The 25,781-nt window shown below is 63.8% G+C and carries 26 protein-coding genes; 8 read left to right on the top strand and 18 right to left on the bottom strand.

What is annotated here, in order from left to right:
- Positions 1–21: 21 nt before the first annotated feature.
- From AXZ77_RS04175 to AXZ77_RS04165, 3 genes are all read right to left on the bottom strand, one after another.
- A complete protein-coding gene (locus tag AXZ77_RS04175) occupies positions 22–420 on the bottom strand; it encodes a PepSY domain-containing protein (RefSeq protein ID WP_083078669.1) in 399 nt (132 codons plus the stop codon).
- A 174-nt stretch (positions 421–594) separates the two neighbouring features.
- Positions 595–1,272 carry a cytochrome b/b6 domain-containing protein gene (locus tag AXZ77_RS04170; RefSeq protein ID WP_078539993.1) on the bottom strand — a complete coding sequence of 226 codons (678 nt, stop codon included), beginning with the start codon at positions 1,270–1,272 and terminating at the stop codon, positions 595–597.
- Positions 1,265–1,582 (bottom strand): PepSY domain-containing protein, encoded by a 318-nt coding sequence (locus tag AXZ77_RS04165; RefSeq protein ID WP_098410166.1) that lies wholly within the window; start codon positions 1,580–1,582, stop codon positions 1,265–1,267. The genes AXZ77_RS04170 and AXZ77_RS04165 overlap by 8 nt, the downstream gene beginning before the upstream one ends.
- A 144-nt stretch (positions 1,583–1,726) precedes the next feature.
- On the opposite strand from AXZ77_RS04165, the gene AXZ77_RS04160 reads away from it, so the two are divergent.
- From AXZ77_RS04160 to AXZ77_RS04150, 3 genes are all read left to right on the top strand, one after another.
- A complete protein-coding gene (locus AXZ77_RS04160; protein WP_083078664.1) occupies positions 1,727–2,386 on the top strand; it encodes a response regulator transcription factor in 660 nt (219 codons plus the stop codon).
- Entirely contained in the window at positions 2,383–3,723 is a 1,341-nt protein-coding gene (locus AXZ77_RS04155) for an ATP-binding protein (protein WP_098410165.1), read from the top strand. The genes AXZ77_RS04160 and AXZ77_RS04155 overlap by 4 nt, the downstream gene beginning before the upstream one ends.
- 107 nt (positions 3,724–3,830) lie before the next feature.
- Positions 3,831–4,802 (top strand): NAD(P)-dependent alcohol dehydrogenase, encoded by a 972-nt coding sequence (locus AXZ77_RS04150; RefSeq protein WP_255266411.1) that lies wholly within the window; start codon positions 3,831–3,833, stop codon positions 4,800–4,802.
- Positions 4,803–4,804: 2 nt separating this feature from the next.
- On the opposite strand, the gene AXZ77_RS04145 is transcribed toward AXZ77_RS04150, so the two are convergent.
- The 5 genes from AXZ77_RS04145 to AXZ77_RS04125 all read right to left on the bottom strand — a co-directional run bounded on the left by AXZ77_RS04145 (position 4,805) and on the right by AXZ77_RS04125 (position 8,774).
- Complete coding sequence (locus AXZ77_RS04145) at positions 4,805–5,761, bottom strand: NAD(P)-dependent alcohol dehydrogenase (protein ID WP_098410164.1); 957 nt, start codon at positions 5,759–5,761, stop codon at positions 4,805–4,807.
- Positions 5,758–5,946 (bottom strand): hypothetical protein, encoded by a 189-nt coding sequence (locus AXZ77_RS04140; RefSeq protein ID WP_098410163.1) that lies wholly within the window; start codon positions 5,944–5,946, stop codon positions 5,758–5,760. The genes AXZ77_RS04145 and AXZ77_RS04140 overlap by 4 nt, the downstream gene beginning before the upstream one ends.
- Positions 5,947–5,974: 28 nt before the next feature.
- A complete protein-coding gene (locus tag AXZ77_RS04135) occupies positions 5,975–7,489 on the bottom strand; it encodes a nitrilase-related carbon-nitrogen hydrolase (RefSeq protein ID WP_098410162.1) in 1,515 nt (504 codons plus the stop codon).
- 320 nt (positions 7,490–7,809) lie between these two features.
- The gene (locus AXZ77_RS04130) at positions 7,810–8,013 is read right to left on the bottom strand and encodes a hypothetical protein (RefSeq protein WP_098412434.1); all 204 of its coding nucleotides are present in this window, start codon (positions 8,011–8,013) and stop codon (positions 7,810–7,812) included.
- Positions 8,014–8,516: 503 nt separating this feature from the next.
- The gene (locus AXZ77_RS04125; protein WP_078519961.1) at positions 8,517–8,774 is read right to left on the bottom strand and encodes a YjhX family toxin; all 258 of its coding nucleotides are present in this window, start codon (positions 8,772–8,774) and stop codon (positions 8,517–8,519) included.
- 381 nt (positions 8,775–9,155) lie between these two features.
- On the opposite strand from AXZ77_RS04125, the gene AXZ77_RS04120 reads away from it, so the two are divergent.
- Entirely contained in the window at positions 9,156–9,965 is an 810-nt protein-coding gene (locus tag AXZ77_RS04120) for a zinc-dependent peptidase (protein WP_098410161.1), read from the top strand.
- 131 nt (positions 9,966–10,096) lie between these two features.
- Here AXZ77_RS04120 and AXZ77_RS04115 read toward each other — a convergent pair whose 3' ends face one another.
- From AXZ77_RS04115 to AXZ77_RS04105, 3 genes are read right to left on the bottom strand one after another with little or no spacing between them, the layout of a single operon-like run.
- Positions 10,097–11,623 carry a ferredoxin--NADP reductase gene (locus AXZ77_RS04115; RefSeq protein WP_098410160.1) on the bottom strand — a complete coding sequence of 509 codons (1,527 nt, stop codon included), beginning with the start codon at positions 11,621–11,623 and terminating at the stop codon, positions 10,097–10,099.
- The gene (locus tag AXZ77_RS04110; RefSeq protein WP_098410159.1) at positions 11,620–12,366 is read right to left on the bottom strand and encodes an FAD:protein FMN transferase; all 747 of its coding nucleotides are present in this window, start codon (positions 12,364–12,366) and stop codon (positions 11,620–11,622) included. Before AXZ77_RS04110 ends, AXZ77_RS04115 begins: the two co-directional genes overlap by 4 nt.
- Before the next feature lie 7 nt (positions 12,367–12,373).
- Entirely contained in the window at positions 12,374–12,784 is a 411-nt protein-coding gene (locus AXZ77_RS04105) for an FMN-binding protein (protein WP_098410158.1), read from the bottom strand.
- Positions 12,785–13,092: 308 nt separating this feature from the next.
- Here AXZ77_RS04105 and AXZ77_RS04100 point away from each other — a divergent pair, with 308 nt between their 5' ends.
- From AXZ77_RS04100 to AXZ77_RS04085, 4 genes are all read left to right on the top strand, one after another.
- Positions 13,093–13,995, top strand: coding sequence for an amidohydrolase (locus tag AXZ77_RS04100; protein ID WP_098410157.1), 903 nt, complete (start codon positions 13,093–13,095; stop codon positions 13,993–13,995).
- A gap of 10 nt (positions 13,996–14,005) precedes the next feature.
- On the top strand, positions 14,006–14,986 hold the full coding sequence (locus tag AXZ77_RS04095; protein ID WP_098410156.1) for an alpha/beta fold hydrolase: 981 nt from the start codon (positions 14,006–14,008) through the stop codon (positions 14,984–14,986).
- A gap of 171 nt (positions 14,987–15,157) precedes the next feature.
- Positions 15,158–18,118 (top strand): FAD-binding and (Fe-S)-binding domain-containing protein, encoded by a 2,961-nt coding sequence (locus AXZ77_RS04090; RefSeq protein WP_255266410.1) that lies wholly within the window; start codon positions 15,158–15,160, stop codon positions 18,116–18,118.
- A gap of 62 nt (positions 18,119–18,180) precedes the next feature.
- Entirely contained in the window at positions 18,181–19,122 is a 942-nt protein-coding gene (locus AXZ77_RS04085; protein WP_218000469.1) for a GlxA family transcriptional regulator, read from the top strand.
- 7 nt (positions 19,123–19,129) lie between these two features.
- Here AXZ77_RS04085 and AXZ77_RS04080 read toward each other — a convergent pair whose 3' ends face one another.
- From AXZ77_RS04080 to AXZ77_RS04050, 7 genes are all read right to left on the bottom strand, one after another.
- Positions 19,130–20,461 carry an MmgE/PrpD family protein gene (locus AXZ77_RS04080; RefSeq protein ID WP_098410154.1) on the bottom strand — a complete coding sequence of 444 codons (1,332 nt, stop codon included), beginning with the start codon at positions 20,459–20,461 and terminating at the stop codon, positions 19,130–19,132.
- 31 nt (positions 20,462–20,492) lie between these two features.
- Positions 20,493–21,368, bottom strand: a complete 876-nt coding sequence (locus AXZ77_RS04075) for a nitrilase-related carbon-nitrogen hydrolase (protein ID WP_098410153.1) — start codon at positions 21,366–21,368, stop codon at positions 20,493–20,495.
- Positions 21,369–21,424: 56 nt separating this feature from the next.
- On the bottom strand, positions 21,425–22,309 hold the full coding sequence (locus tag AXZ77_RS04070; RefSeq protein WP_098410152.1) for a glycine betaine ABC transporter substrate-binding protein: 885 nt from the start codon (positions 22,307–22,309) through the stop codon (positions 21,425–21,427).
- Positions 22,310–22,361: 52 nt separating this feature from the next.
- Positions 22,362–23,087, bottom strand: a complete 726-nt coding sequence (locus AXZ77_RS04065; RefSeq protein ID WP_255266409.1) for an ABC transporter permease — start codon at positions 23,085–23,087, stop codon at positions 22,362–22,364.
- A gap of 10 nt (positions 23,088–23,097) precedes the next feature.
- Positions 23,098–24,225, bottom strand: a complete 1,128-nt coding sequence (locus tag AXZ77_RS04060) for an ABC transporter ATP-binding protein (RefSeq protein WP_098410150.1) — start codon at positions 24,223–24,225, stop codon at positions 23,098–23,100.
- A gap of 39 nt (positions 24,226–24,264) precedes the next feature.
- A complete protein-coding gene (locus tag AXZ77_RS04055) occupies positions 24,265–24,915 on the bottom strand; it encodes an ABC transporter permease (RefSeq protein WP_098410149.1) in 651 nt (216 codons plus the stop codon).
- 181 nt (positions 24,916–25,096) lie between these two features.
- Positions 25,097–25,768, bottom strand: a complete 672-nt coding sequence (locus AXZ77_RS04050; protein WP_098410148.1) for a DUF4386 domain-containing protein — start codon at positions 25,766–25,768, stop codon at positions 25,097–25,099.
- Between the last annotated feature and the right edge of the window lie 13 nt (positions 25,769–25,781).

Genomic DNA, 25,781 nt, shown 5'->3' with positions numbered 1-25,781 from the left:
GGGGAGGAATACGGCGGCGGCTCAGTTCACCTGAACCTTGGGCGGCGCACCGTCACCGAAGAGACCGTTTTTCGGCGGGGCGACCGTGCCGGCGGGGGCCGGGTTGCGCGCCGATGCGCCGTAGTCGTCATCATCGTCGTCCTCGTCATCGTCGTCATAGTCCGACGTGATGAGGCGCTGCGTCGCCGGATCGAGCTTGGCTTCGATTTTCCGCCCGTCGCGGTCGCGGCCTTCGATCTCGTATCGGCCATCTTCCATCTCGATTTCGTGGACAGTCCAGCCGTTCTCGCGCGCGATCTGCATCACCGCGTCGCGCGACATTCCTTCGCCGCGCGAAGACTTTTCATAGTCGTCGTCGGCCAGAGCCATCCCCGCAGGCAGCAGGGCGATGAGGGGAAGTGCGGTCAGGATCTTTCGCATGGCAGGGTCTCCTTTTTCATCTGCTACCGACAATCTGGGCAGCGGACCTGAGCGCTTCCTGACGGGCGGAGAGTTTCCGCTTCAGCTTCGCGTCAGGAAAAAGGCCCCGCCTTGTGAGGGCGGGGCCAGGTGAGGCCGCGGGACAAACGGCCTTGGCGATGTGAAAGGGAAGCGTTAGGCGATATCGCCAGGTTCAGGCCCACGCTTGTCGCCGGTCAGCATCGACCGCGCGAGGTTTTCGCGATGGCGGAAGGAGGCCAGAACCACACCGGCGACATGCAGCGCCACGAGCAGCAGGACCAGATTGGCGAGAACCTCGTGCAGCTCTTCCAGCGCCTCGTTGCCTTCGCCTTCTCCGCCCTCGCCATATTCACCGTATTCGCCATCCTCGTCCGCGAAGGCCGGGGTCACGATCTGCGGCAGCGCGGGAAGCATCGCCACGCGGGTGGGTTCCGCCATGAGCCAGCCGGTAAAGGCGGTGCCCGAAAGCGAGATCAGCAGCGCCACGATCATCAGCGCCCCCGCAGGGTTGTGACCGAGATAGCGACGCTCTTTGCCGCGCAGCATGTCGCCAAGATAGGACAGCGTCTGCCCGGGGCCTCTGAGGAACTGTGTGAACCGGGCATAGCGCCCGCCCACGAGCCCCCAGACCAGCCGGAACGCGACCAGCCCGGCGACGGTGTAGCCTGCGATCTCATGCACCGGCTGCAATTCGTCGGCCGTGAACCAAGCCGTCGCGAAAGCCGCGACAAGGCCCCAGTGGAAAATCCGCACCAGCGGATCCCAGACCCGCACCTTGCCTCCGGAGCTACCGCCGGAATTCGTCGTGTCGTGAAATGCTGCGTCAGTCATGTTTGTCTCCTTCACGATCTTCGCGGGACCGACCATGTTCGTCGCCCTCATATTCGACCTCGAGAATCTGGAGCGTCGACGGATGAACCGTCACTTCGAGCTGGCGGCCCTGCGCGTCGGTGCCGTCGATCTCATAGCAGCCGTCATCGATCTTGATGCGGCGCACCGTCCAGCCGTTCTCTTCGGCGAGTTGGGCCACGGCATCGCGCGGCTGCCAATCCGCCATCGGCACGAAACAGTCGTCATCGGCCAGAGCCATTCCAGCCGGAAGCACTGCGAGAAAGGCGAGAATTGTCAATGTCTTCTTCATGGGCCAAACTCCTGTTCGTGGCCAACTCTGCACCTTTCATGGGCGATCAATCTGACGGGAACCTGAAGCCGCATCGCGCGCAACGTCAGCTTGGTGTCAGCCGGGCAGGTGAAGACTGGGCAACGGATAAGAGATGGGACCAACATGCGCATCCTGCTGATCGAGGACGACACTATTCTGGGCACCGCGGTGCGCGACCAGATCGCGAGCGACGGCCACTCGGTGGACTGGGTCACGCGTCTCGACGAGGCAGGCGCGTCGGTCCGCAGTACCGGCTATGATCTTGTCCTGCTCGATCTCATGCTTCCCGATGGCCGCGGCATCGGCTTTCTGAAGTCGCTGCGCAGCCGGGGCGATGTGACCCCCGTAATCATCATGACCGCGCTCGATCAGGTCTCGGACCGGATCGAGGGGCTGAACGCGGGTGCCGACGACTATCTCGTGAAGCCCTTCGATCTCGCGGAACTCTCCGCGCGCATCGGGTCGGTCGCGCGGCGCTACAGCGGCAATCCGAACCCCATCGTGACCCATGCCGGGCTCGAGATCGACCTTGCCGCGCGCAGCATCCTGCGCGACGGCAAGCCCGTGCAGCTGACCGCGCGCGAATGGGCCCTGTTCGAGGCGTTCCTCTCGCGCCCCGGCCAGTTGCTGTCCAAAGCCCAGCTCGAAGAAAAGCTCTACGCCTTCGACGCGGAGGTGGAGAGCAACACGATCGAGGTCCATGTCAGCCGCCTGCGCAAGAAACTCGGCGCCCATGTGATCGAGACCGAACGCGGCCTCGGCTACAGGCTGGGCAAGGCATGAGATTGCCCCGAAGCCTTCAGGCCCGTCTGGGGCTTTCGCTCGGGGTCGTTCTGGCGCTGATGTGGATCGCGGCGGCAACCGTCACCGCGCTGATCGTGCGCAAGGAGATGAGCGAGGTCTTCGACTCCACGCTTCAGGAAACTGCGCAGAGGATCCTGCCCCTCGCGGTCATGGATATCGTGAACCGCGACGGCAACAACACGACGCAGCGCCTTGCAAGGCTGCGCAACCACGAGGAATTCTTCACCTATATCGTGCGGGACGCGGAGGGGCACATTCTTCTGCAGTCCCATGCGGCCGATCCGTCCGTCTTCCCCGCCTATGACGGTCGGGGATTTAGCCGGACGGCCACCCACCGGCTCTATAGCGATGCCGCCCTTCAGGACACGATCCGGATCACCGTCGCGGAACCGCTCGCGCATCGTGCGAAGGTCGCGCGAGAGGTAGAGCTTGGCCTTGGCCTGCCGCTGCTCATCGTGATCCCGCTCGCCTTCGCGGCGGTCGTTCTGGCGGTGCGGACCAATCTCGGGCCGCTGCGGCGGTTCCGAACCAGTCTCGAGGCACGCAACGCCCGCGATCTCACCCCCATTCCGACCGACGATCTGCAGACCGAGATTTCCCCGGTTGCCGCCACGCTCAACAATCTTCTGGGGCGGTTGCGCGAAGGGTTCGAGGCCGAGCGAAGCTTCGCCTCCAACGCCGCGCATGAATTGCGCACGCCCCTTGCGGGCGCCATCGCGCAGACACAGCGCCTGAGCGCGGAAACCACCGACCCGGTCGCGAAGACACGCGCCGCCGATATCGAGGCGACGCTGAAACGGCTCACGCGGCTCTCGGAACGTCTGCTGCAACTCGCCCGCGCGGAAGGCGGACCTTTACGGCTGGAGCGCAGCTCGGACCTGAGCGTCGCTGCCCGCTTGATCGTCGAGGACCTCGCGCGCGGCTTCGATCCCCGGCGTATCGCTCTGGAGCTGCCCGAGACGCCTGTGATCTCGGATCTCGATCCCGATGCTTTCGGTATCCTGTGCCGGAACCTGATCGAGAACGCGCTGAAGCATGGGGCGCAGGACGAACCGGTTGTGGTGCGCCTGACTGCGAAAGGCGTTTTCAGCGTAACGAATGCCGGGCCGGTCATTCCGCAGGAGACGCTCGCGCGCCTGACCGCGCGGTTCGAGCGTGCCGGCAGCACGAATGATGGCAGCGGATTGGGCCTCGCCATCGTCGCCGTCATCGCGGAGCGGATCGGAAGCTCGCTCTCGCTGACATCGCCGCCGAGCGGTCGCGACTCCGGCCTCGAGGTCCGCCTACAGCTGCCGCTGAGTGCGGCGACGTCGTGACGAACCACGCGCCGAACCCCGTCACGTTCCGAGGGGGGCGCGCGGTTCCGAAGCCCGTCTTGCTCAGCGTCACTTGCCGGACGACGTTCGGCTGATAGTCTGGAAAAATGACCGACGCGGAAACGATGACTGCGGTGCTTTGCGACCGCTATGGAGCACCTGACACGCTTTGGCTGGACGACGTGCCCATCCCGGCGCCCGCACCGGGCGAAATCCGGGTGCGGGTCCATGCCGGAACGGTGAACCGGACCGACACGGCCACGTTGCGCGGCCATCCTTTCTTCGCGCGGGCGATGACGGGGCTCTTGCGGCCTAAGATGCCTACGCTCGGGATGGACTTCGCCGGCGTGGTCGAGGCCCTGGGCGATGGCGTGAGCGCATTCCGGCCCGGGGAGCGGGTCTTCGGCCTGTCGCCCGAGAGGTTCGGCGCCCATGCCCAATATCTCTGCCTGCCCGCCGATGGACCGTTGGCGCGAATCCCGGGCGATCTCGCCTTCGACGAGGCTGTGGTGGGCGAAGGCGCCTGGTATGCCGACGCGACCACCAGCCTGCTGTCCGAGGGCGCCCGCTGCCTGATCTACGGTGCCTCCGGTGCCATCGGCTCGGCGGCGGTTCAGCTTGCCAAGGTGCGCGGGGCGCATGTCACGGCGGTCGTCGGAACCCGTCACCTCGAATTGGCCCAGGGCCTGGGCGCCGACCGGGTGGTGAATTACGAGACCGAGGATTTCACCGCGCTCGGCGAGCGCTTCGACCTTGTCATGGACGCGGTGGGCAAGACCTCGTGGCGCGCCTGCCGCCCGCTGCTGACGCCCGACGGCATCTTCACGGCGACCGATCTGGGCCCCGGCTGGTCGCACCTGCTCCTTTCCGGCTGGTGCGCGCTTACCGGCAGCAAACGCGTGCGGCTCCCCTTTCCCGAAAATGCCCCCGGTTTCGTGCGACGCCTCGCCGGGCTGATGGCCGAGGGGCGGTTCCGGGGCGTCTTCGACCGGCGCTATCGGCTGGACGAGATCGTCGAGGCCTTCCGCTATGTCGAGACCGGGCAGAAGACCGGGATCGTGAGGATCGACATCCCCTAGGATCAGGACGGGCGGATCACGATCTTGCCCCTGACCTCGCCATGACCGGTGCGCGCCAGTGCCTCCGGCAGCTCGGCCAGCGGCAGCTCCGCCTCGAGATGCGGCGCGATCCGCCCCGCCTGCGCCAGCGCCGCCACGCGCGCGGTCAGTTCGCGCCCCGAGGGCACCATCAGCATTCCGATCGATTTGTGCCGCCCGCGGTAGATCGCCCCACCGAGCAGGAGCGACAAGAGCACGCGCACCTCGCCGCCGACCGCCCGGTAGATGCCGCCCGGCGCGAGCGCCCTTGCGATGCGGCGCGGCCCGCGCGTCGCCACCATATCGAGGATGCGATCCCAGGTGCGCCCCGTCTCGGCGAAGTCCTGTGCGCGATAATCGATCACCTCGTCCGCACCGAGCGCGCGAAGCCAGTCGACCTTGCCGCCATTGTCGACCGCGCTCACGAAGGCCCCCGCCTGCTTCGCCAGTTGCAGCGCCATCGTGCCCGAACCGCCCCCGGCCCCGTTGATCAGCAGCCTGTCCCCTGCCGTGACATTTTCGGTCCCCGCGACGGCGATGCCGCCCGCCTGCGGCAGACAGGCGGCGACCGCGTCGGACAGGCTCTCGGGCACCTTCACCATCAGTTCAGAGGGCACGCAGACATATTTGGCGAAGCCGCCGCGGGTCATGACGACGTCCCCCATGACCCGGTCGCCGATCGCGAAGCCGGGAGTGTCGGGGCCGAGCTTGTCGACGATTCCCACGACATCCGAGCCCAGCACCGGTTGCTTCGGCCGCCAGTATCCGCCGACCATACGCGCGTAGAATGGCGCGCCCGTGAGATATTCCCAATCCGACAGGTTCACTGCGCAGGCGCTTACCCGGAGCCGAAGCTGGCCCTTGCCCGGCTCGGGCACCGGCAGGTCCGCAAGCCGCAGCTGCTCGGCCCCGCCGTAGCGGTGATAGGTCATGGCCTTCATTTGCCGGGTCCGGGAGGATCGGTGAACACGCGGACCAGCATCGTGCCGACGATCCAGACCCCCAAGGTCCAGACGATGGTGGCGCCGGGGCTCAGGTAGCCGCCGACAAATCCGGCAATCGCGATCACCACGCCGATTGCGCCGACCAGTCCGACCAACTCCTGTCTCTTCTGTCGCAAGCCCATCGGCCTCTCTCCCTCCTCATCCAAAATCCTAGTCGGTGCGCGCGCGACGCCCAAAGATCACGGCCCCCATCCCGAACAGACCGACAAGCCCGACCGACAGCCACCCGAGCCAGTCGCCAAAGCGCCCATAGAGCGTCCGGACCCCTTCCATGGGTACGTCGACCATCATGATCCCGGCCTGCCCGATCCCGCGATCCATTTGCCCCAGAATGCGCCCGTAAGGATCCATCGCATAGGTGATCCCGTCATAGGTTGGCCGGATATGGGTGAAGCCGTTCTCGACCGCGCGGTAGGGGTCGTTGAGCGTGATCCCCTTGGGAAACTCGTGCGAGCCGGTGAGCATGATGTCGGCGCCGACGCGCCCGGCCTGCAGCGCAAAACGCGGAAAGCTCATGTCGCGGCAGATGGCGACGGCGATCCGGCCAAATGGGCTGTCGGCGGTCTGGATGACTTCGGGGCCTTTGACGAAGACCCCGGTCTCGCCCATGTCACCGAGGCCGAGCAGGAAGCGCTTCTGGTAATCGACCCGGATATTGCCCGTGTCGTCGAACAGCATCTGGCGATTCTCGCCCTTTCCGGTCTTGGGCACCCAGGCATAGGGGATCGCCAGCCAGACGTGGTTGTCGGCGGCAATGCGGGCGAATTCGGCCCGGGCGCGCTCGTTGTCATCGGCGCTGACCACGATCGCGAATTCGTTGAAGGCGACGATCTGCGCGCCGTCCTGCGCCGCCTCTGCCGTCATCGCCCGGATCCGCGCCATGGTCGGCGCATAGGGGGAGGTCATCCGGTCGTCGAAGACCTGGACCATCGATTCCGGCCCGCCCTCCTCGGCTGGCATCACAACGGCGGCAACGCGGACGGTGGGCGTCTCCGGTGCGGTCATCAGCCGGACCCCGCCCCAGGCGAAGAGCGCGCCGAAGACTGCGATCAGCGCCACGCCTGCAACCAGTGTCGGGCGGCGCGCGAAGCTACGTTCCCAAGCGTAGTTCACCATGGCCGCCAGCCACGACCACAGGAAGACGAAGCCCCACAGGCCCGCCAGCGCGTAGATTTGCAGAAGCGGCAGCGGTGCGGTGGCGAAGACGTTCTTGGCCTGCGTCCCGTTCAGCGGCGGCACAATCGAGGAGAGGAACATCAGCGCCGTCACCGCCGCCGGAAACACCAGCGTCGTATGCAGCCCGTTGCCGAGCCGTGGCGTGATGGCCCGGTCGATCCAGTAGGGGATGACATAGAGCAGCGCGATCATCGTCGAGCGGACGATGTTGAAGATCAGGCTGATCTTCGGGTCACCCATGTCGAAGATGCCCCAGAGCGAGATGTTGAAGGCAAGCACAAACCCCAGCGTCGTCAGCAGCACCGAGCGCCAGAACGGCAGCGTCCGGCTGAAGCGCAGGATGAGGATCGGCGCCACGACGATCATCGCGGGGATCATCGGCAGGAAGTCGCTGCGTCGGCAGAACATGAACAGCCCAAAGCCCGCCACGAACAGCAAGCTGGCCGTCACTGCGCTAGGCTTCTGCCCGATTCCACGCGCGATCGACATAAGAGACCTCCCTCGGTCGCGTCGAGACACCCGCCTCGATCGGCCGCGTCGTGCAAGACGCCTCTGGCGCGATACTCGGCAGTGAAGAGAGGCTAAGGGATTGACCGCTATGGGCCCTTGATATGCGTCAAGCGTGGTAGCGTCGGACAGGGCGCTGACGGACGACAGGCAGCACTATCTGCGCAGGCAGGTTACCGCGCGACGATCCGTGCGCTGCGTCTCGGGACTGCCGCAGCATGGTTCGATCAAGAATGCAGCAGGCGCGGCAGTGACTGCCGCGCCTGTCAGATGATTTCGAGCTTGAAGGTCACGCGACCTGATCAGGAAAAGAATTTCGCCGCAGCCCGCCGTAGCGCATTCGCCATTTCGAGATAGCCGGCATAGCCGTTATTGTGATGCATCAGCTCATAGTGGTTCGCCCAACGCTCGATCTGCGCGCGCGGCACCTTGTCCGACCAGCTTCCTTTGCGCAGCCGGATCGCCCCATCTTCCAGACATTCCACTTCAATAGGCGCGTCACTCATATAGATTTCCATCCCTATACCTTCGGGGCCCAATGAACTTGCGACGCGGCCCGTAACCCTGTGTAAAAAAGCTTATGTGAAAAAAATTGTTTCGAATTCCTATTAGCTAACAAAAGAAGCCGCCGCCACTTATTGCGGAATTCCTGACTTTTGGCTTCGATAGCAGTGAATTGATCCATCAGGATACAAGCCCGCGCCGCGTGTCGGGTAGCTCACCATTTGGGGATCAGGTTCACGATTGCGGGCAACAACCGCGTCAGGGAGGCACTTTTCTCGCTCCGACGGCCTTGATCACGGATTGCGCACTCGCAGGACCTTGCCCTGACCGTCGGCAAGACGCCGCGCGCAAGGGACTGGAGAGAACAGGCAGGTGCGGAAATCGCGCCGTGCGACCGGTTTCATCACGGCTGGCGAAGACCTGCTCGACCTGAACAGGCTGACGGTGGCGTCTTCGCCACCGTCATAGGGGATTGAAGTTCGCATGATCATGCTCCTCCGGTTTGTCATCGTTGATTGAGCTGCGCGCGCACGGCTTTGATGCCTTGCCGCGACACGCGATAAGGCTGGCCGTTCTGCGAGCGGATGAAGCGCCGTTTTCTCAGGCGCATAAACACGTCGAGCGTGCAATCCGAAAGGACGTAACCGTCGCGCGTGTAACAGGTGATGGCGCGTATCTTGCCGCCCTCGCCTCTTTCATGGTGGATTGCTCCGCCAAGGGCGAGTTCATGCAAAACACGCTGTTCGTGCTTTGAGATATTCAAGGGATTGGTCTCGATTTTATGAGAGTGCAGAAACAGAGGCACTCAGCGTTGCGCGTGAGTGTTCTTTTGGTTCTGGCGTTCCCGCATCACTTGATCGGGAACGGGCTTATGCCCGGGGCTCTTGCATAAAATCTCCATCGCATGAGGTCTCTGCCTCATACCTGTTGGACAGTTAGGCATGGTCGCCAAGCATAACAAGCCACCTGCGACATCTCTGCCGGATTAGAGCAGTGGCGATGCAGAAAAGCGGGCATCCACCGCCCTTTGCAAAAGCTCTCGCGCCCAGCGTCCTGATGAACAGACGCAGCAGCCGCGCCAGTTGCATTAACCTCAGCGACTATCTACGCCATCAGATACACCAGCCCAGATTGGACAGCGGTAATGCCGATATTCCTGATCCTCATGGTCATCGTCGCAGGCGCCGTTGGAGCGTTCTTCTGGCTCAAGCGGCACAAACGAGCCCAACTCCTGACGACTGCGCTGCCGGAGCGTCAGCGTCACATCGTGAAGCAGCAGGTTCCGCTAATCCGAAGACTGCCGGGCGACCTGCAAGCCCGGCTCGACGGCAAGATCAGCCTGTTTCTGGATCAGGTCGAATTCCTTGGCTGCAATGGCTTGGAAGTGACCGAGGAAATGCGGCTCTCTATCGCCGCCCAAGCCTGTCTTCTCGTCGTGAATTCAGACAGCTGGTACGATCACCTTCGCACCATCCTGATCTATCCCGGGGCCTTCAAGTCCAGACAGGCTCAGCGTAGCGGTTATGTCCTGACGGAACGCGAGACCATCCGGACCGGGGAGAGCTGGGCGCGCGGTCCGGTCGTTCTGTCTTGGAAGCACACCCGGTGGGGCGCCTCCAACGATCATGATGGCCACAACGTCGTCCTGCATGAGTTCGCCCACCAGCTAGACGATCTTTCAGGTCACACGGACGGCATTCCGGTGCTGAGCAAAGAGCAGAGCTTCGCGGGCTGGGCAGTGCCATTCTCCGAGGCCTACGAGCGCCATGTTCAGCACGTCAAACACGGGCGCCGCACTGTGATAGACGCCTACGGCGCCGAGGGGCCGGAAGAGTTCTTCGCGGTTCTGGTCGAGACCTTCTTCGAGCGACCGGCAGAGCTGAAACACGCCGAACCTGCGGTCTATGAACAGCTGTCGATACTCTTCCAGCTTGAGCCATCGACATGGGGCTGATGGCCCTGCGCGCAGGCTCGCCCCCGTGACACTCCTACGTGCACCACAAGATCCGGCATCCCCGGCTCATCGCGCTCTCATCGAGCCTTTCAAGACAGCGCGGCATACACTCCGGATCGAGGCCGCCGCCATCACAGCCCGGCAAAGGCGTCGGTGTGAATCCATCTGCGACGGACGCCACATTTGCGCAGCATTTTCAGAAACCCGGAGACCATGGTGCTCGCGCCGGACACATAGACGTGCCGTTCGTCCAGATCGGGAACGCATTCACGCAACTTCGTCTCGTCCATCCGGCCCTGCACCAGCGTAACATCGTCATATATGGCGGAGCCGGGTTCTCCGGACACCGCGTAGACCACCTTCATCCCCAATTCGTTGCGCGCGCGCGTCAGAAGCTCTCGATAGGCGATCTCGTCTGCTGACCTGTTCGCGTAGACCAGAACGATATCGCGCTTCTCGCCGCGCTCGAGAAGGTCGGCGATCATGCTTCGAAACGGGGTAATGCCGATCCCGCCCGCGATGAACAGGAGCTTCTTCTCGCGCTGCCGCGGCAGGACGAATGTGCCCGCGATCTGCGAGCCATAGATCGTGTCGCCTTCCTGCATCCGCAAAAGCCCCCGCTTGAACGCGCTGCCATGAGGGTTGAACTTGACGCCAACCCGCACGGCCGAGGCCCCGGGTGCGGAGGCGATGGTGAAGGGCCTGCGGTTGCCGCGCTTGTCAGACCCCGACAGCCCCAGCGTCCAGTCGAGATACTGACCCGCCCGGAATTTCAGGGCGCGATCCGACTGAAAGACGAACTCGTAGCAATTCGCGGCGATCTCCTCGACACCGATCAGCTTCATCTTGAACCGCCCCTTGGGGCTGACGGCCCAAGCGTAGATATTCGCCACGAGGAAGGCCATTTCGGGGGAGAAGTACATCGTCCCGATATGGATATTCGAGGAAGACAGAACCCCGACAATGGCGGCGTAGATATGCCGCGACCAGCGCCCATGCGCGGCCGTCAGCGGCTCCGTCAGCATCGCGAAACCCGCGAAGAACAGCGGCGAATAAAGGAGCGTCTGTTGCAGCGCCATTCCCATCATGCCCGGCGGCGTCGTCAGCAGAACGGCGGCGAGGTTGGACAGGATGTAGACAGCGATCATGCCGAGCCGCTCGATCTTGTAGACGACGAGCAGCCCGCCGAGGATCACCAGAGGCAACAGCTGTGGCGTGCCCCCGACCCACCACAAGGCCGGGGTGTTGAGCGCTAGCCCCGCAACGACCGCGCCGATTGCTACCGGGTTGAAGATGTGCTTATGCCCGAGCGTCAGGATGAATTTCGACGCAATCGCTGCGACCGACGCGAGCACGATCGCGGCCAGTGTCATCGGATCGGCGAAATCCGCTGGCGGCATGATGAGCGCGAGGATCAGGGCCGTGATATGAACGGATTCCGCGTTCGTCGGCAGTTTCAGAAAAAAGCTGAAAAGCCGGTTCGTCACCCAGGCGCTCGCGACAGAGAGCACGAGCGACACGACAAGCCCGACAGGATCGAGGAAGGCCGCTCCCATGATGCCGACCGCAACCCCGCCCAGAAACAGGATTCCGAGGTAATAGACCATCAATCGATACATGGTGACGCCATTCAGCGAACGCCTGATCAGTTTCATCATGAGAAGACAAACTCCTTGAAACCGGTCGTTTGCACGGCCGTTCCATCGTGGTGGATTTGGTAGGCTTCGACACCGTCGAGGGCTTCGATGTAGTAGATGCCCTGCTCGCCCATCGCGAAGGCCGCCGTGGCGTGCAGGTCCGCGACGAGAACGTCATGTCCGATCACGGTGATGCTGACGGGGCCTTCGATGCGGCGGGTTCGGTCATGCGGGTCATAGATATGATCGCCACGGACGTAATTGCCCGACGTCGCCACGCCCTGCCCTCTTGGTGCGATCGCCTTGACGATCTGGCGCGGATCGAAGGGATTGCGAATGCCGATCGACCACTCCCGGTCGCGCGCATCGCGCCCGCCGACCTGAATGTCTCCGCCCGCGTCGATGCAGAAATTCCCAAACCCGTCCCTCTCGAGCAGTCTGGCCGCACCGAGGATCGCCCATCCTTTCACGACACCGGAGGGATCGATGGTTCCATCCTCGCGCCTAATGTCGAAATACCCGTCCGTGGTCTCTTGCATGCCATGCGCGATCTTCAGGACGTCGCGCATCTGGGAACTGAGTGCGGGTGCGTCGATCTCGCCCGAATTGAAGCGCGAAACTTCGCTGTCAGGGCGGAAGGGACTGAAGCGTTTATCGGCGTCATTGAAGACGTCGAACACCCTTTCGTGAATGTCTGCGCCCTCGGAATTCGGGATGTCGAGCGTGATCGGCATTCCCATGATGATCCGCGTCTCGACGGTCATGGCCGGACTATTTCAGCGATTTCAGCAGCGCATCATTTGCCGAATTCAGGAACGCCTGGCTGGTAAGCGTTGCGCCGGAAATGTAGGAGACGTTGGTATTCTGTGCCATGACAATTTCGCGTTCGAGCATCGGCAGCGCCTTGCTATTGATATAGCGGCTCGTCCTGCGATCCGTCGGCGACCTCAGGATATCGATGGAGGCGATTTTCCCATTTTTCACATGGGCTTGCACCTGCACATAGCCGTAATACTGGCGGACCGGAGACCCGGTCCAAGTGCCATCCTGAAAATGAGCGTTCGCGGGAATTTGGCGAGACTGTGAAAAGCTCGAGAAAAAGCCTGCCGAGGCTGCGGTCGAACTTAGCAGCACGGCGAGAACGGTGCCTGATAGTGCGCTTGTAAACTTCCTGCTCGTCATTGGGGACCTCCTGACATTCCTTGCGGGCTCCCGGCCCGGTGACTTCGATTTGAAGGTCGCTCAACTGCCCCCAGACCACTTATAAAGATACGTGTTCCGCATCGACATTGAAGTCGCGCCCGTTCCCCTTTGCGTGAAGCAATCGCGAGCGAAGGGAGCAGCCCATTCGGAAGAGAACCGCCCGATGGCGATGCGGTGCCTCCGGGCGAGGCGTAACATGTCGATTGTTTGATATTTGACGGCGAGCCTGTGGAGCCCGCCGCGCATCGCGCCGGATATCGTGCTGCAAAGACAAAGGGAAACCGGTCATGCAGCCGAACGACATCCTCATCGACGCACATGTTCATCTTTATTCGGATGAGGATCTTTCGCGTGTTGCCGATGCGCTGCCCTATGCCCGGCCCGCGGCGCAATCTCTGACCGGCTATCTGGATGGTTTGCTCCGGGACGGGATCGTGCCGACGCTCATCAACAACGTGCATCTGAGCATCCTGCCCGATTCCGAGAACGTATTTTCCTCTTTTGCTGAACTGAAAAAGCTGCAGGCGCGAGACCCCGAACGCTATGGGAAAATCCGGCTGGTCGGCACGATCCTGGCCGATCCCGGCTACGCCACCGCAGACCGCCTGAACCATCCGCAGGTCGCGGGCGTGCGCGTCGTGCTGCATGATGCGGCGCCCGAAAGCGTCGGGCCGAGTGACTACGCGACGCCGGACTGGACGTCGCTCTGGGCGCGGCTGCGGCCCGATCAGCATATCCATATCTATGCGCAAGAGCCCGAGACGAGCCTGCGCGTGTTGCGGCAATTGCCGCAAGGCCTGCGCGTGGTGATCGACCATCTGGGCAATTGCCGCCCTGCGCGCGGAGCACAGGACGCGGCCTTCAAGGCCCTGCTCGCCGAGGCCGCGCAGCGCGGGACGGTCTGGTTCAAGGGGCCGGGCTACCGCACGACGACCGACCCCGAGACCACCCTGCCCTTCCTGCTGGAGGTCCTCGACGCACTCGGCCCGGAACGGGTTTTGCTGCAGGCGAGCGACGCGCCGCATGTCGGCAAGGATCAGACCGGGCGCGACTACGCGGCGCAATTCTCGCCGCGCGGCGCCTTCGACTATGTTGCCCGGCTGGCCGAACTCGCCGCGCAACACACCGGCATTTCGGCCGAGCGCCTTTTGAATGGCGCGCGGCACGAGATTTTCCCACCTCATCAATGAAAGCAGAAAGATGACCAAGGTAATCGAAGAAGAATTCAGCTTCCCCGTTGAATTCGCGGATGGAACCTGCGAGCTGCGTGGCTTCATTTTCCGCCCCGAAGAGCTCGATGATGCAGCGCGCGCGCTGCCGCCCGTCGTGTTCAACTCCGGGTTCACCGGTGGCGTGTCGATGTATGGCCAGCTTGTCGGCAAGGCGCTTGCCGGGCTTGGCTACCGTGTCACGACCTATGACGTCTCGGGCTTCTTCACGAACAAGGACGCGCGCAACACCACCAAGACCGGTGCGCAAACCGTGACCAATGTCAGCCTTGAGGATCAGAAGACCGAGCTTCTCGCGCTGATCGAATGGACGCGGGCCCGTTTCGAGCGGATGCCTGCGGTCGCCTCCTGGGCGATGGGCTCGGTCGCGAGCCTCGCCGCGATCACCGAGCTGGCCCGCAGAAGCGCCGAGCAGGTGCCGTTCTACGTGCCGATGAACTACACCAAGCTGTCGGCGCTGCAGGGTCTGCGCGCGGATCGCGCAGGCGCGGATGCCGCCCTCAAAGCGCTGGATGACGACGCGGCGATCCCGCCCTTCGACACCGGCACCGAGGCGACCAAGCTTGGCTATTATCCGCTCGATCCGGCCACGCAGGCCTATGTCGACGTTCAGCTGGGCGATTACACCGATGTGGGCGGGGTCGATCACTGGCCGGGCTGCAGCCATGTCACCGCAAAGTCCTACAAGAGCTATATCGCCTTCGATCCCGAAGCCGAGCTGACCTCGGTCAGCGGCACCTTCCCGCCGGCACTGATTATTCACGGCAAGCAGAACACGCTGCATATGCCCGAAGAGTCGGAACGGCTCTACGCAGTCTATCCCGGCGAGAAAGGCGAGACGGCCGTGATCATCGACGGGATGGAACATGGTCAGCAGATGCAGGCCGACCACCCGGTGTTCCAGTCGATGATCTCGGTCATCGACGCAGGCATCCGCGCGCATAGCGCCTGACCCTATGCGGCCCGGGGCATCGTGCCTCGGGCCGTCACGCCATTTGCGATCATGATCCCCGCGCTGCCAGTCCAAAAGCCCGAGCCCCCTCTCGCAACCGCGTTCTGCGCCGCGTTGCGCGCGCGCGGCTTCGCTGGCGACATCGCGACCGGAGCCGCGGATCGCACGGTCATGGCCACGGACAATTCGATCTACCAGATCGAACCGCAGGCGGTTCTGTATCCGCGCAATCGCGACGATCTGGTGCGGATCACCAAACTTCTCTCCGAGGTGCGTTTTGCCGAGTTGCACATCGCACCGCGTGGGGGCGGGACCGGAACCAACGGGCAGTCTCTGACCGATGGCGTTCTGGTAGACCTCTCGCGGCACATGAACCGGATTCTCGAGATCGACCCGGTGGCGCGGCGCGTGCGGGTCGAACCCGGCGTGGTCAAGGATCAGCTCAACGCGGCCCTGGCGCCGCATGGGCTGTTCTTCGCGCCCGAACTGTCGACCTCGAACCGGGCGACGATCGGCGGAATGATTTCCACCGATGCCAGCGGGCAAGGCTCGTGCCGCTACGGCAAGACCCGCGATCATGTGCGCGCGCTGACGATGGTGCTCTCGGATGGCACGGTGCTGCGCTCGGAGCCGCTGGATCGGGACGGGCTCGCCGCGGCACAGGCGCGGCCCGGGCTGCCCGGACGGATTCATCAGACGCTCGACCGGATCGCGCGCGAAAATGCCGAGGCGATCGAGCGGGTCTTTCCGCCGCTCAATCGCTGCTTGACCGGGTATGACCTCGCGCATCTGCGCCCCGCAGATGGCGGGCTCGACCTGAACGCTGTGCTCTGCGGTTCCGAAGGCACGCTGGGCTTCATCGCCGAGGCGGAGCTGAGCGTGTTGCCGATCCCGGCCCACTCGGCGCTCATCACCCTGCGCTATGACAGTTTCGACGCGGCCCTGCGCGATGCGCAGGTCCTGATGCGCTCCGATCCCGCGTCGATCGAAACCATCGACGAGCGGGTCCTCTCGCTCGCTCAGCAAGACAGTATCTGGACGAGCGTGGCGGAGTTCTTCCCGGAAGACCCGCAGGGCCTTGCGAAAGGCGTCAATCTCGTCGAGTTCACCGCCGACAGCCTCGACGCGCTCGACCGCGCGGTCGACCAGCTCACCTCGGCGATCGCGGCAGAGCCCAACCCGGCGCGGCGCGGCCATACCCTTGCGCGCGGTGGTGCTTCTGTCGCGCGGCTCTGGCAGATGCGCAAACGCGCGGTCGGTCTTCTGGGCAACATGCAGGGCGACCGGCGTCCGGTGGCCTTCGTCGAGGACACCGCCGTCCCGCCGGAACATCTTGCGGATTTCATCGCCGAGTTCCGCGCGGTTCTCGACGCGCGCGGGCTCGATTACGGGATGTTCGGCCATGTCGATGCCGGGGTGCTGCATGTCCGCCCTGCCCTCGACATGCGCGAAGACGGATCGGAGGCGCTGATCCGCGAGATTACCGAGCAGGTCGTCGCACTGACGAAACGCTATGGCGGGCTGCTCTGGGGCGAGCACGGCAAGGGCGTGCGCTCCGAGTTCTCGCCGGAATTCTTCGGTGATCTCTACCCGGCCTTGCAGGCGGTGAAAGCCGTTTTCGATCCGCGCAACCAGTTCAATCCGGGAAAGATCGCAGCCCCGAAAGATGGCCGCCTGCTGGCTGTCGATGCGGTGCCGACCAAGGGACAGAGTGACCGCGTGATCGCGCAGACCGTCCGCGATGCGACGGACAATGCGATGCATTGCAATGGCAACGGGCTGTGCTTCAACTGGGACCCGGACGAGGCGATGTGCCCCTCGTGGAAAGCGACCCGCGACCGTAAGCAATCCCCCAAAGGCCGCGCGCAATTGATGCGGGACTGGCTGCGGCAACTGTCTCTGGCGGGTGTGGACCCGCTGGCCGAGGCACGGGCGCTGCGCAGCGGGTCGCCCCTTCGCCACCTGCCCGCACGGATCCGGGCCTCGCTCGGATCGCGCAAGGACGATGTCTCGCATCAGGTGATGGAGTCGATGTCGACCTGCCTGGCCTGCAAATCCTGCACCGGTGGCTGCCCCGTGAAAGTCGATGTGCCAAGCTTCCGGGCGAAGTTCCTCGAACTCTATCACGGGCGCTACCTGCGCCCGCTGCGTCATCATCTCGTCGCGCGGCTGGAGCCGCTGTTGCCGTGGCTCGCCCGCGTTCCGCGCCTGGCCAATCTCGCGAGTGTCACGCCGCTGACCCGACTGGTCGGTCTGGTGCATACGCCAAAGCTTTCGACCCTGAACCTGAGCAAGGAATTGGCGCACCGTGGCGTCGGTTTTGCCGATCCGAACCGCTTGCGGGCCCTGTCGGCGCAAGAGCGGGCCAAGACCGTGGTGATCGTGCCCGACGCGTTTACCCAACACTACGAGACGCAGTTGCTGCTCGACGCAATCGACTTGCTGCAATGGCTCGGCTTCCAACCCTCGCTTGCGCGCTTTCAGCCGAACGGAAAGCCGCTGCATGTGCATGGGTTTCTCGGCGCCTTCCAACGGGTCGCTGCACGACATGCCGCAAAGCTGCGGCAGTTGGAGGCATGCGGGGTGGACCTCGTCGGGCTCGACCCGTCGATGGCGCTGACCTATCGCTCCGACTATGCGGCGTTCCTGCCGAAGGCCGATCTTCCCAAGGTGCAGATTTTACAGGAATGGCTCGCCACGCGCTGTGCCGATCTGCCGAAACTGGCCGAGGCGGCGCGCTATACCCTCCTGCCGCATTGCACGGAACGCGCAATTGCGCCGAAGGCGGTCGCCGCCTGGACGGAGGTCTTTTCCGCCCTCGGGGTGAATATCGAAATCGGCCGGGTCGGGTGCTGCGGCATGGCGGGCACGTTCGGGCACGAGACCGAGAACCGCACGCTCTCCGAGAAGATCTACGCGACGAGCTGGGCCGGGCAGATCAACACGCCGAAGGCTGCCGACAAACTGATGGCGGACGGTTTTTCGTGCCGCTGTCAGGTGCGCGAGATCGACGGGGTCAGCTTGCGCCACCCGTTGCAGGTGCTGCTGGATCTGCTGCGCAAATCTGCGCCGGAGCAAGGCGCCCCCGGCATCTTGCAATCGCGCCGTTCCGCGACCAATGATGCGCGATGATCGACGCGTCTGCAGATAAACAACCTGAGAAACCGCAGCCGTGTGGCGACCGGGCGCGTCCGATGCGCATCGGTATCCTGCTCTTTCCAAGCTTCTCGATGATGGCCTGTGTCTCGGCGAGCGAGCCGTTCCGTGCCGCCAATCGACTGGCGGGACAGACCTTCTACGAATTGCACCTGCTCTCGAGCACCGGTGGCGGCATCAGTGCGAGTAACGGGTTCAAGCTGGAGACCGAAGCTCTGGCCCTCGCGCCCGAACTCGACCGCGTCTTCATCGTGGCCAGCCTCGATATCGAGAACCTGCGCGACAGGACCGCGACCCGCTTTCTGCAGCGTTTCGCGATCACCGGCAAACCGATCGGGGCGCTGAGCAACGGGTCCTTCGTGCTCGCGCGGGCCGGGCTTCTCGATGGCTATCGTTGCACGTTGCATTGGGAGTCTCTGGGCCAGTTCGCCGAGGAATTCCCGATGATCGACACCTGCCGCGAAATCTATGTCCGCGATCGCAACCGCTGGACCTGCGCCGGCGGGATTGCCGCGATCGATCTGATGCTGGAACAGATCGCGACGGATATCGGCGGCACACTGGCGGCCGAGGTGGCCGAGCAATTCCTGCACAGCCGGATCCGCGGCCCGCAGGAATTTCAGCGCATGGAGACCAAATGGCGCTACGGGGTGCGCGACGAGCGGATCAACGCGGCGATCCGCCTGATGGAACAGAACCTCGAACTTTTGCTCGAGATCAGCGATATCGCCAAGCAGTGCAACCTCTCGCTGCGCCATATGGAGCGGCTCTGGCACAAGCATTTCAAAATGACGCCGAAACAATTCTACGTACGGCTACGTCTAAAAGAGGCACAACGGCTGCTGAAGGAAACCTCCGAACCGATCGCGACGATCGCCCTGCGTTGCGGTTTCGTCTCGGCCTCGCATCTGGGCAGCGCCTATCGACGGACCTTCGGCCATAGCCCGGGATCAGAGCGCCGCCAGAAGTCAGGCGGCTGACCGGCCCTCAACACGCAGGCTCTAGGATGAGGTCGAGCAGCGTCGATAGCGCACCACCCGCCCCAAGCCCGTCGACCGCCGCCTCGACCGCCTGACTGCGCTCGCGACCGAGGACCGGGTTGGCATAGGCATGGAACTTTTCGTGCAGCGTCGCATCGGAGGTCGGGGTTTCCGGGTCGCCTTCCGCCTCTGTCGGCCCCGAGGTCAAGCGGCGACCATCCTTGAGCACCAGCGTGACATCGGCGAAGCGGCGGGCCGGGAAAGCGGCGTTGAACGCCTCCGACTCCGCAAAGCCGATCCGCGCGGCAAGCGCGTCGATATCAGGGTCGTGCAGCGCCTCGATGGCAACCTCCGCCGGTCCGAGATCGCCGCGGGCGAGCGCCGCGGCCACCGGGTAGGCCGTCGAATATTGCGCCTCTTCGGTGTTGCGCGGGTGGCGCACGGCGAGCCGGATCGCCTCGTGGAACGTGGTGATCTCGATCCGCGAGACCTGATCGGGCCCGAGCGCATGGGCTGCCTTGAGATCGAGCACCGCGCGCACCGAGGGCTGCGCCCAGCGGCAGACCGGGAAATGTTTGAAATACTGCTCGAAGATGCGCCAGCGCGTGCCCAGATCCCCCCAAAGCGAGGCCTGCGCCTCAGCTTCGACGGTCAACGCTGGCGCTCCGGTGAACCCGGCCTGCGCGAGATAGGCGGCGGAGACCCCGGCCATCGCGCCCCAGCCCGAACCGTCCTTGAGCATGGTCGGGTGGTCGATGCAGCGCATCATCTGGCTGCGGGGCCCGTGAAATTCGGCGATGCCGATCGCCTCGCGGATCTGCGCCCGGCTCAGGCCCAGGGCACGGGCCCCAAGCGCGGCGGTGGCCAGCGCGATCCATGCTCCCGAAGTGTGGTAATCGGGCACGGAGGCGTGCAAGGCGATCCCCGCTCGGGTGCCGATCTCATAGCCGATCACCAGCGCGGTCAGGAACTCTTCCGCACCACGGCGCCCCTCGGCCTCGCTCAAGGCCAGCAGCGCCGGCAGAACGCCGCAGCCGACATGCCCCTTGGTGAGCTTGTGCCCGTCATGGGCGTCGAGAGCGTCGATCGTCATCCCGCCCGCCAGAGCCGCACCGACGGGGCTGACGGCGCGCCCGTCGAACAGCATCCGCGCCGCAGGCCCGCCCGCCCCGAACTGTTGCGCGGCATGGTCGCGGATGATCCCGGAGAGCGGGGTCTGGCTGCCACCAGCCGCGACGCCGATCAGATCGAGAAGCCAGCGCCGTGCAAAGCTGCGCACGTCGGGCGGAAGATCCTGCCATTGCAGCTCGTGGATGAAGTCAGAGACGGGAAGACCCATGTTCGGTGTCCGGAAACAGAAGAGGTCGGGATCAGTCCTCGCGCACGAAATCGGGCACGCCCAGCTTGGAGATCAGCCGGTTCGTCTCGCGCATCACGAGAGAGATATTGCTGTCGCGCACCGTGGGCAGCAGGTGGCGCGCGCGCCGCACTTCGTTGAAATTCAGTTCGGCGACGATCAGCTCTTCCTCGCTGCCCGCCACGGCCAGCTCGCGCCCGAACGGGTCGAGAATGCGCGAGCCGCCCCAGAAGGTCAGATCGCGTTCGACCCCGGTGCGGTTCACCATGATCGAGGGCGCGCCGTACATCATCGAGTAGAAGCGCATCGTCAGCGCCCAGCCGCCGGGATTGTCGAAGTCTACCCCCACCGCCTCGACGCCGGAACTGACCGGGCACATCAGCAGGGTCGCGCCATGCAAAAAGCTCAGATGCACCAGCGCAGGGTTCCAGATATCGGCGCAGATCAGCAGACCCGCACACCAATCGTCGTCGAGACTGTAGGTTTCGACGAAACGGCCCGAGGCATAGTATTTGCCCTCTTCGAGCTTGCCATAGGTCGGCAGGTTCACCTTGCGATGCAGGTGGCGCATTCTGCCGTTCTGCACCAGAGCCGAGGCGTTATAGAACTGCGCGGCCGAGCCTTCCTCGATGAAGCCGAGCACGACGGCCATATCGCCCGCAGCCTCGGCCAGCCGCTTGAGCCGCGGGTCGTTGCGGCGCATCGCGGATTCGAGCAGCCGTTCGGGTCCATAATGACCGGTGAGCGACAACTCGGGCATGACCAGCAGGTCGAGCCCCGCCTCGTGGCCTTGCGCGATCCAGTCGAGATGGCGGTCCATATTGGCATCGACATCGCCGATCTCGCTGGCGAATTGCGCCGCACCGACCCGCAGTTTTCGTTCGCTCATAACCCGGCTCCCTTAGGCAAAGTGGCGGGCCGTCGCGCGGCCCGCCGATGGGTTCGTCAGATCAATCCGTTTTCCTTGAGGAACCCGGCGGCTACGTTCTCTACCGAAACCTTGTCGACATCCACCTTGGCGTTGAGGCCAGCCATCACCTTGTCGGTCAGTTTGGCCGCGAAAGCGTCCATCAGACCCGCCAGTTCCGGATGTTTGTCGAGCACGTCCTGGCGGATTACGGGTGCCAGAGCGTAGGAGGGGAAATAGCCTTTATCATCCTTCAGCGTGACGAAATCGAAGGCGGGAATGCGGCCATCGGTGGCGAAGACCACGCCGACATCCACCTGGCTGTCTTTCAGCGCCTGATAGACCAGCCCCGAATCCATCCGCTTGATATTCGCGCGGCCGAAATCGAAGCCGTAATCCTTCTGCAGAGGCTTGAGCCCGTCGGGCCGCGCGTAGAATTCCGCATTCGAGGCGAGGGTCAGCTTCGCGCCCCCATTTTCTTTCGCAGCCAGATCCGAGATCGTCTTGACCCCGAGCTTACCGGCCTCGCCCGCGCGCATCGCCAGCGCGTAAGTGTTGTTGGCCTCCGAGGGCTTGAGCCAGACGATCCCTTTCTTGGCGTCGAGCTCCTTGACCTTGTCGTAGGTCTGCTGCGCATTCAGCTTCTCGGTCACCTTGTTATAGGTGATCAGCGAGGTGCCGGTATATTCCCAGTAGATGTCGATCTGGCCATTTTCCATCGCCTGACGGACCGCGGCCGAGCCCATGCCCGAGCGGTCGGAGACGTCATAGCCCTTGGCGCTCAGATATTGTTCGGTGGCCGAGGCAAGGATTTGCTGTTCGGTGAAGTTCTTGCCACCGACGACAATTTCTTCGGCCTGAACGCTGCCTGCGGCCCCGAGAAGCGCGGCGCCCAGGAAGGCCGCCTTGAGAGTGTGAAACATCGCGTTTCCTCCGTGTTGGATTTGAGTTGCTTTTCTTGTCGTGCCCGCTGCTTCAGCGCAGCGGGTTCACCCCTTTGGGCACCAGGCGGAGCTGGGCCTGTCCCATCGTGAAATCGACCAGCACGGCAAGTGCGGCGGTCGGGATTGCGCCCGCCAGCAGCATGCCGGTGTCCATCAGGTCGATACCGGTAAAGATCAGTTCCCCCAGACCGCCTCCGCCGATCAGGAAGGCCAGCGGCGTGGTGCCGACATTGATCGCCAGCGCCGTGCGCACGCCCGAGAAGATGACGTAGAGCGCGTTGGGCAGCTCGACCTGGAAGAGGATCTGGCGCGGCGTCATGCCCATGCCGGTCGCGGCCTCGATCAAATGCGGCGGAACGGCGAGCAGGCCGGTATAGGTATTGCGCACGATCGGCAGGAGCGAGGCCACGAACAGCCCGAAAAAGGCGGGCGCGAAGCCGATGCCGAGCACCGTCATCGACAGCGCGATCACCGCGAGCGTCGGGATCGTCGTGCCGATGTTGAAGATCTGCATCACCGTTTCGGCGTAACGCTCCATCGCCGGGCGCGAGAGCCAGATCCCGGCCGGGATGCCCACGAGGATCGCCGCCCCGCCCGAGGCCGCGACGAGCACCATATGCTGTTTCGAGAGATAGACGATATCGCCCCAGTTATCGCCGATCTGACCGAGCAGCCCCGAGCTGCAGACCCAGATCCCCAGAAGGAACACGACGAGCAATTGCACATTGCGGCCGATCCCCGTTGCCTGTCGCACCATGCCCATACCCTCAGTTCAGTTCGGAACGCTTGTAGGTTTCACCCAGTGCGGCTGTGACCGCAGGTTGGGTGACGAGCCCGGCGAAGCGGCCCTGATCGTCGGTGCAGGCCAGCCACATCACGTCATTGGCGAACATCTCCGAGACCACGGCGCGCAGATCGGCACGCACCGGCACGGTCGCGGGCAGGCTATGGGCGAAATCGGCGATCGAGCCATCCGCGCCCTCCAGTTCCTCGGTCGTGACATAGCCCACGGGACGGTGGTCGGCGTCGATCACCACGACGATGCGTCCCGCGCTGCTGCGTGCGGCGTTGCGGGCCTCCTGCGGCGAGGCGCGACGCGAAACGACCGGGCAATTCGTATCGGTGACCTCTTCGGCAGTGACCAGACGCAGCCGTTTGAGCGTCCGGTCGGCACCGACGAAATCGGCGACGAACGGGTTCGCGGGATGGGCGAGGATCTGGTCGGGCGCGTCGAATTGCTCGATCTTACCGGACCGGAAAATCGCGATCTTGTCGCCCATCTTCACCGCCTCGTCGATATCGTGGCTGACGAACATGATGGTTTTCTTCAATTCCGCCTGCATCTTCAGGAACTCGTCCTGGATGATCTCGCGGTTGATCGGATCGATTGCGCCGAAGGGTTCGTCCATCAGCATCACCGGCGGGTCCGCCGCCAGCGCACGGATCACACCGATACGCTGTTGCTGGCCGCCCGAAAGCTCCTTGGGATAGCGGTGCAGGAATTGCCGCGGATCGAGCCCCACGAGGTCGATGAGCTCGGAAGCCCGCGCCCGCGCCTTCTTGATGTCCCAGCCCAGCATTTTCGGGACGACGCAGATATTTTCCTCGATCGTCATGTTCGGGAACAGGCCGATCTGCTGGATCACGTAGCCGATCTGGCGGCGCAGCTCGATATCGTTGAGCCTAGACGTATCCTCGCCGTTGATCAGGATCCGCCCCGAGGTCGGCGGGATCAGCCGGTTGATCATCTTCAGCGCGGTGGTCTTGCCGCAGCCCGAGGGCCCGAGCAGCACGCAGATATCTCCGCTGGGCACCGTCATGTTCACCTTGTCGGCGGCGACGATCGTCGTGGTCGGCAGGGTGAACGTCTTGGTCAGGTTCTCAAGCTCGATCATGTCTGTGGTCCTTTGAAGCTGGGGCCAAAATTGGGCGATTCAGTGCTTGAGTCCGGCTGGCGTGAGGCGCTTTTGCAGTTGCAAGAGCGCCCAATCGGCAAGGATCGCGAGAAGGGAAACGGCGAGCGCGCCGGTGATGAGTTGGCGCGGATCGGTCTGGCTGATCCCGCGCGAGATCAGCACCCCCAACCCGCCAGCGCCGATATAGGCGGCAATCGCGGCGACCCCGATATTCATCACGACAGCGGTGCGCACACCGGCCATGATCACCGGCACCGCGATCGGAATCTCGACCTGCCAGAGCCGCTGCGCGGCCGTCATGCCCATCCCCCTCGCAGCCTCGCGCAAGGCGGGGTCGACATTGGTGATCGCGGTGTAGGTGTTGCGCACGATCGGCAGCTGCGAATAGAGCAGGATCGCGATCACCGCGGGCAGCCATCCGATCCCCTGTCCGATATGCGACAGGATCGGGATCATCAGGCCGAACAGCGCGATCGAGGGGATCGTGACGATGATCGAGGCGATATAGAGCACGATATCGGCGGCACGTCGGTTTTGGGTAATTGCAATGCCGAGCGGCACTCCGGTCAGGATCGCGAGGCCGACCGCAGTGCCGACGATGGCGATATGCTGAAGCGCCATCCCGAGGATCGAGCTCCAGTTGTTAGCGATGAATTGGATGATCTCCATGCGTCCTCCGAAACCGCCAAATCGCGCATCTCGGAGACACACGTTCACTTTCGAGGGACGTTAGTGCAGGCGACAAGAGCCGGACTGACAGAGTTCCGCCACTTAATAGCAACAAATCGCCATCTCTACTCGCGTCAGGTAAATTCGGTCGATGGGGCTGTGGGTGTCGCGCTTGCTCTGCTCATCGCCGCTGAAACAGCAACCTGAGGCAGAACGCAGTCTCTGCGAGGATCGTCAGCCCATATGCAGGGGCGAAAGCCGCCGAGAGGTCGGGGGCGAGAAACCGGATCCCGCTGCCAATCAGATAGACCAGACCGGCCAGCGCGAGCCCCGCTCCGAAGATTTTCGCGAAGAGGCCCGAGCGCCAGACGAGAACGCCCATCATCAGGCTGTTCACACCGAAGAATACCAGCCCGAGATCGTAGCCATGACCATGCAGGTCGAGAAAGATCAGCGCCAGCGACTGGGCATCGGCCACATCATGGGCGTTTGTCAGAAGCAGCCAGGCCGTCTGCAAGGCCATCAGATTTGCCGCGATGAGGACGGCCTGAATCAACCGAAACACCATAGCCGACAGGGCAAGACCCGGAGCGACGCTGCGGAAAATCAGATAGAGCAAGACGGCAAGCCCCGCATCGCTCAGCGCCATCACCAGATCGGCTATGATCGCCAGCCGGAACTGGCCCGGTGCCGCCAGTATCGCTGCGGCCGTGCCTGCGGCATCCGAAAGATCGATCAGGGGAGCGCGCAGGCCAAGCTCGGCGCCGAGCCCCATGACGATGATGATGAGGTAGAGCAGCCCGGCGAGGCGCGACTTTCGGATCAGGTCGTCGGTCAGGGAAAGTTGGGCCACGCGGAAGTCCTCC

The sequence above is a fragment of the Thioclava sp. ES.031 genome (assembly GCF_002563775.1).
Lineage (GTDB): Bacteria > Pseudomonadota > Alphaproteobacteria > Rhodobacterales > Rhodobacteraceae > Thioclava.
Note: the sequence above shows the minus strand (reverse complement) of the source record. Positions and strands in the feature narration are given on the sequence as shown.

Excerpts from the sequence above, each read along its gene's own strand:
- AXZ77_RS04120 (WP_098410161.1), top strand. The coding sequence starts at position 9,156 with ATGCCGATATTCCTGATCCTCATGGTCATCGTCGCAGGCGCCGTTGGA.
- AXZ77_RS04155 (WP_098410165.1), top strand. The coding sequence starts at position 2,383 with ATGAGATTGCCCCGAAGCCTTCAGGCCCGTCTGGGGCTTTCGCTCGGG.
- AXZ77_RS04070 (WP_098410152.1), bottom strand. The coding sequence starts at position 22,309 with ATGTTTCACACTCTCAAGGCGGCCTTCCTGGGCGCCGCGCTTCTCGGG.
- AXZ77_RS04060 (WP_098410150.1), bottom strand. The coding sequence starts at position 24,225 with ATGATCGAGCTTGAGAACCTGACCAAGACGTTCACCCTGCCGACCACG.
- AXZ77_RS04165 (WP_098410166.1), bottom strand. The coding sequence starts at position 1,582 with ATGAAGAAGACATTGACAATTCTCGCCTTTCTCGCAGTGCTTCCGGCT.
- AXZ77_RS04095 (WP_098410156.1), top strand. The coding sequence starts at position 14,006 with ATGACCAAGGTAATCGAAGAAGAATTCAGCTTCCCCGTTGAATTCGCG.
- AXZ77_RS04085 (WP_218000469.1), top strand. The coding sequence starts at position 18,181 with ATGCGCATCGGTATCCTGCTCTTTCCAAGCTTCTCGATGATGGCCTGT.
- AXZ77_RS04080 (WP_098410154.1), bottom strand. The coding sequence starts at position 20,461 with ATGGGTCTTCCCGTCTCTGACTTCATCCACGAGCTGCAATGGCAGGAT.
- AXZ77_RS04075 (WP_098410153.1), bottom strand. The coding sequence starts at position 21,368 with ATGAGCGAACGAAAACTGCGGGTCGGTGCGGCGCAATTCGCCAGCGAG.
- AXZ77_RS04110 (WP_098410159.1), bottom strand. The coding sequence starts at position 12,366 with ATGACCGTCGAGACGCGGATCATCATGGGAATGCCGATCACGCTCGAC.
- AXZ77_RS04175 (WP_083078669.1), bottom strand. The coding sequence starts at position 420 with ATGCGAAAGATCCTGACCGCACTTCCCCTCATCGCCCTGCTGCCTGCG.
- AXZ77_RS04115 (WP_098410160.1), bottom strand. The coding sequence starts at position 11,623 with ATGATGAAACTGATCAGGCGTTCGCTGAATGGCGTCACCATGTATCGA.
- AXZ77_RS04130 (WP_098412434.1), bottom strand. The coding sequence starts at position 8,013 with ATGAGTGACGCGCCTATTGAAGTGGAATGTCTGGAAGATGGGGCGATC.
- AXZ77_RS04160 (WP_083078664.1), top strand. The coding sequence starts at position 1,727 with ATGCGCATCCTGCTGATCGAGGACGACACTATTCTGGGCACCGCGGTG.
- AXZ77_RS04105 (WP_098410158.1), bottom strand. The coding sequence starts at position 12,784 with ATGACGAGCAGGAAGTTTACAAGCGCACTATCAGGCACCGTTCTCGCC.
- AXZ77_RS04150 (WP_255266411.1), top strand. The coding sequence starts at position 3,831 with ATGACCGACGCGGAAACGATGACTGCGGTGCTTTGCGACCGCTATGGA.
- AXZ77_RS04065 (WP_255266409.1), bottom strand. The coding sequence starts at position 23,087 with ATGGTGCGACAGGCAACGGGGATCGGCCGCAATGTGCAATTGCTCGTC.
- AXZ77_RS04055 (WP_098410149.1), bottom strand. The coding sequence starts at position 24,915 with ATGGAGATCATCCAATTCATCGCTAACAACTGGAGCTCGATCCTCGGG.
- AXZ77_RS04100 (WP_098410157.1), top strand. The coding sequence starts at position 13,093 with ATGCAGCCGAACGACATCCTCATCGACGCACATGTTCATCTTTATTCG.
- AXZ77_RS04090 (WP_255266410.1), top strand. The coding sequence starts at position 15,158 with ATGGCCACGGACAATTCGATCTACCAGATCGAACCGCAGGCGGTTCTG.
- AXZ77_RS04135 (WP_098410162.1), bottom strand. The coding sequence starts at position 7,489 with ATGTCGATCGCGCGTGGAATCGGGCAGAAGCCTAGCGCAGTGACGGCC.
- AXZ77_RS04170 (WP_078539993.1), bottom strand. The coding sequence starts at position 1,272 with ATGACTGACGCAGCATTTCACGACACGACGAATTCCGGCGGTAGCTCC.
- AXZ77_RS04145 (WP_098410164.1), bottom strand. The coding sequence starts at position 5,761 with ATGAAGGCCATGACCTATCACCGCTACGGCGGGGCCGAGCAGCTGCGG.
- AXZ77_RS04140 (WP_098410163.1), bottom strand. The coding sequence starts at position 5,946 with ATGGGCTTGCGACAGAAGAGACAGGAGTTGGTCGGACTGGTCGGCGCA.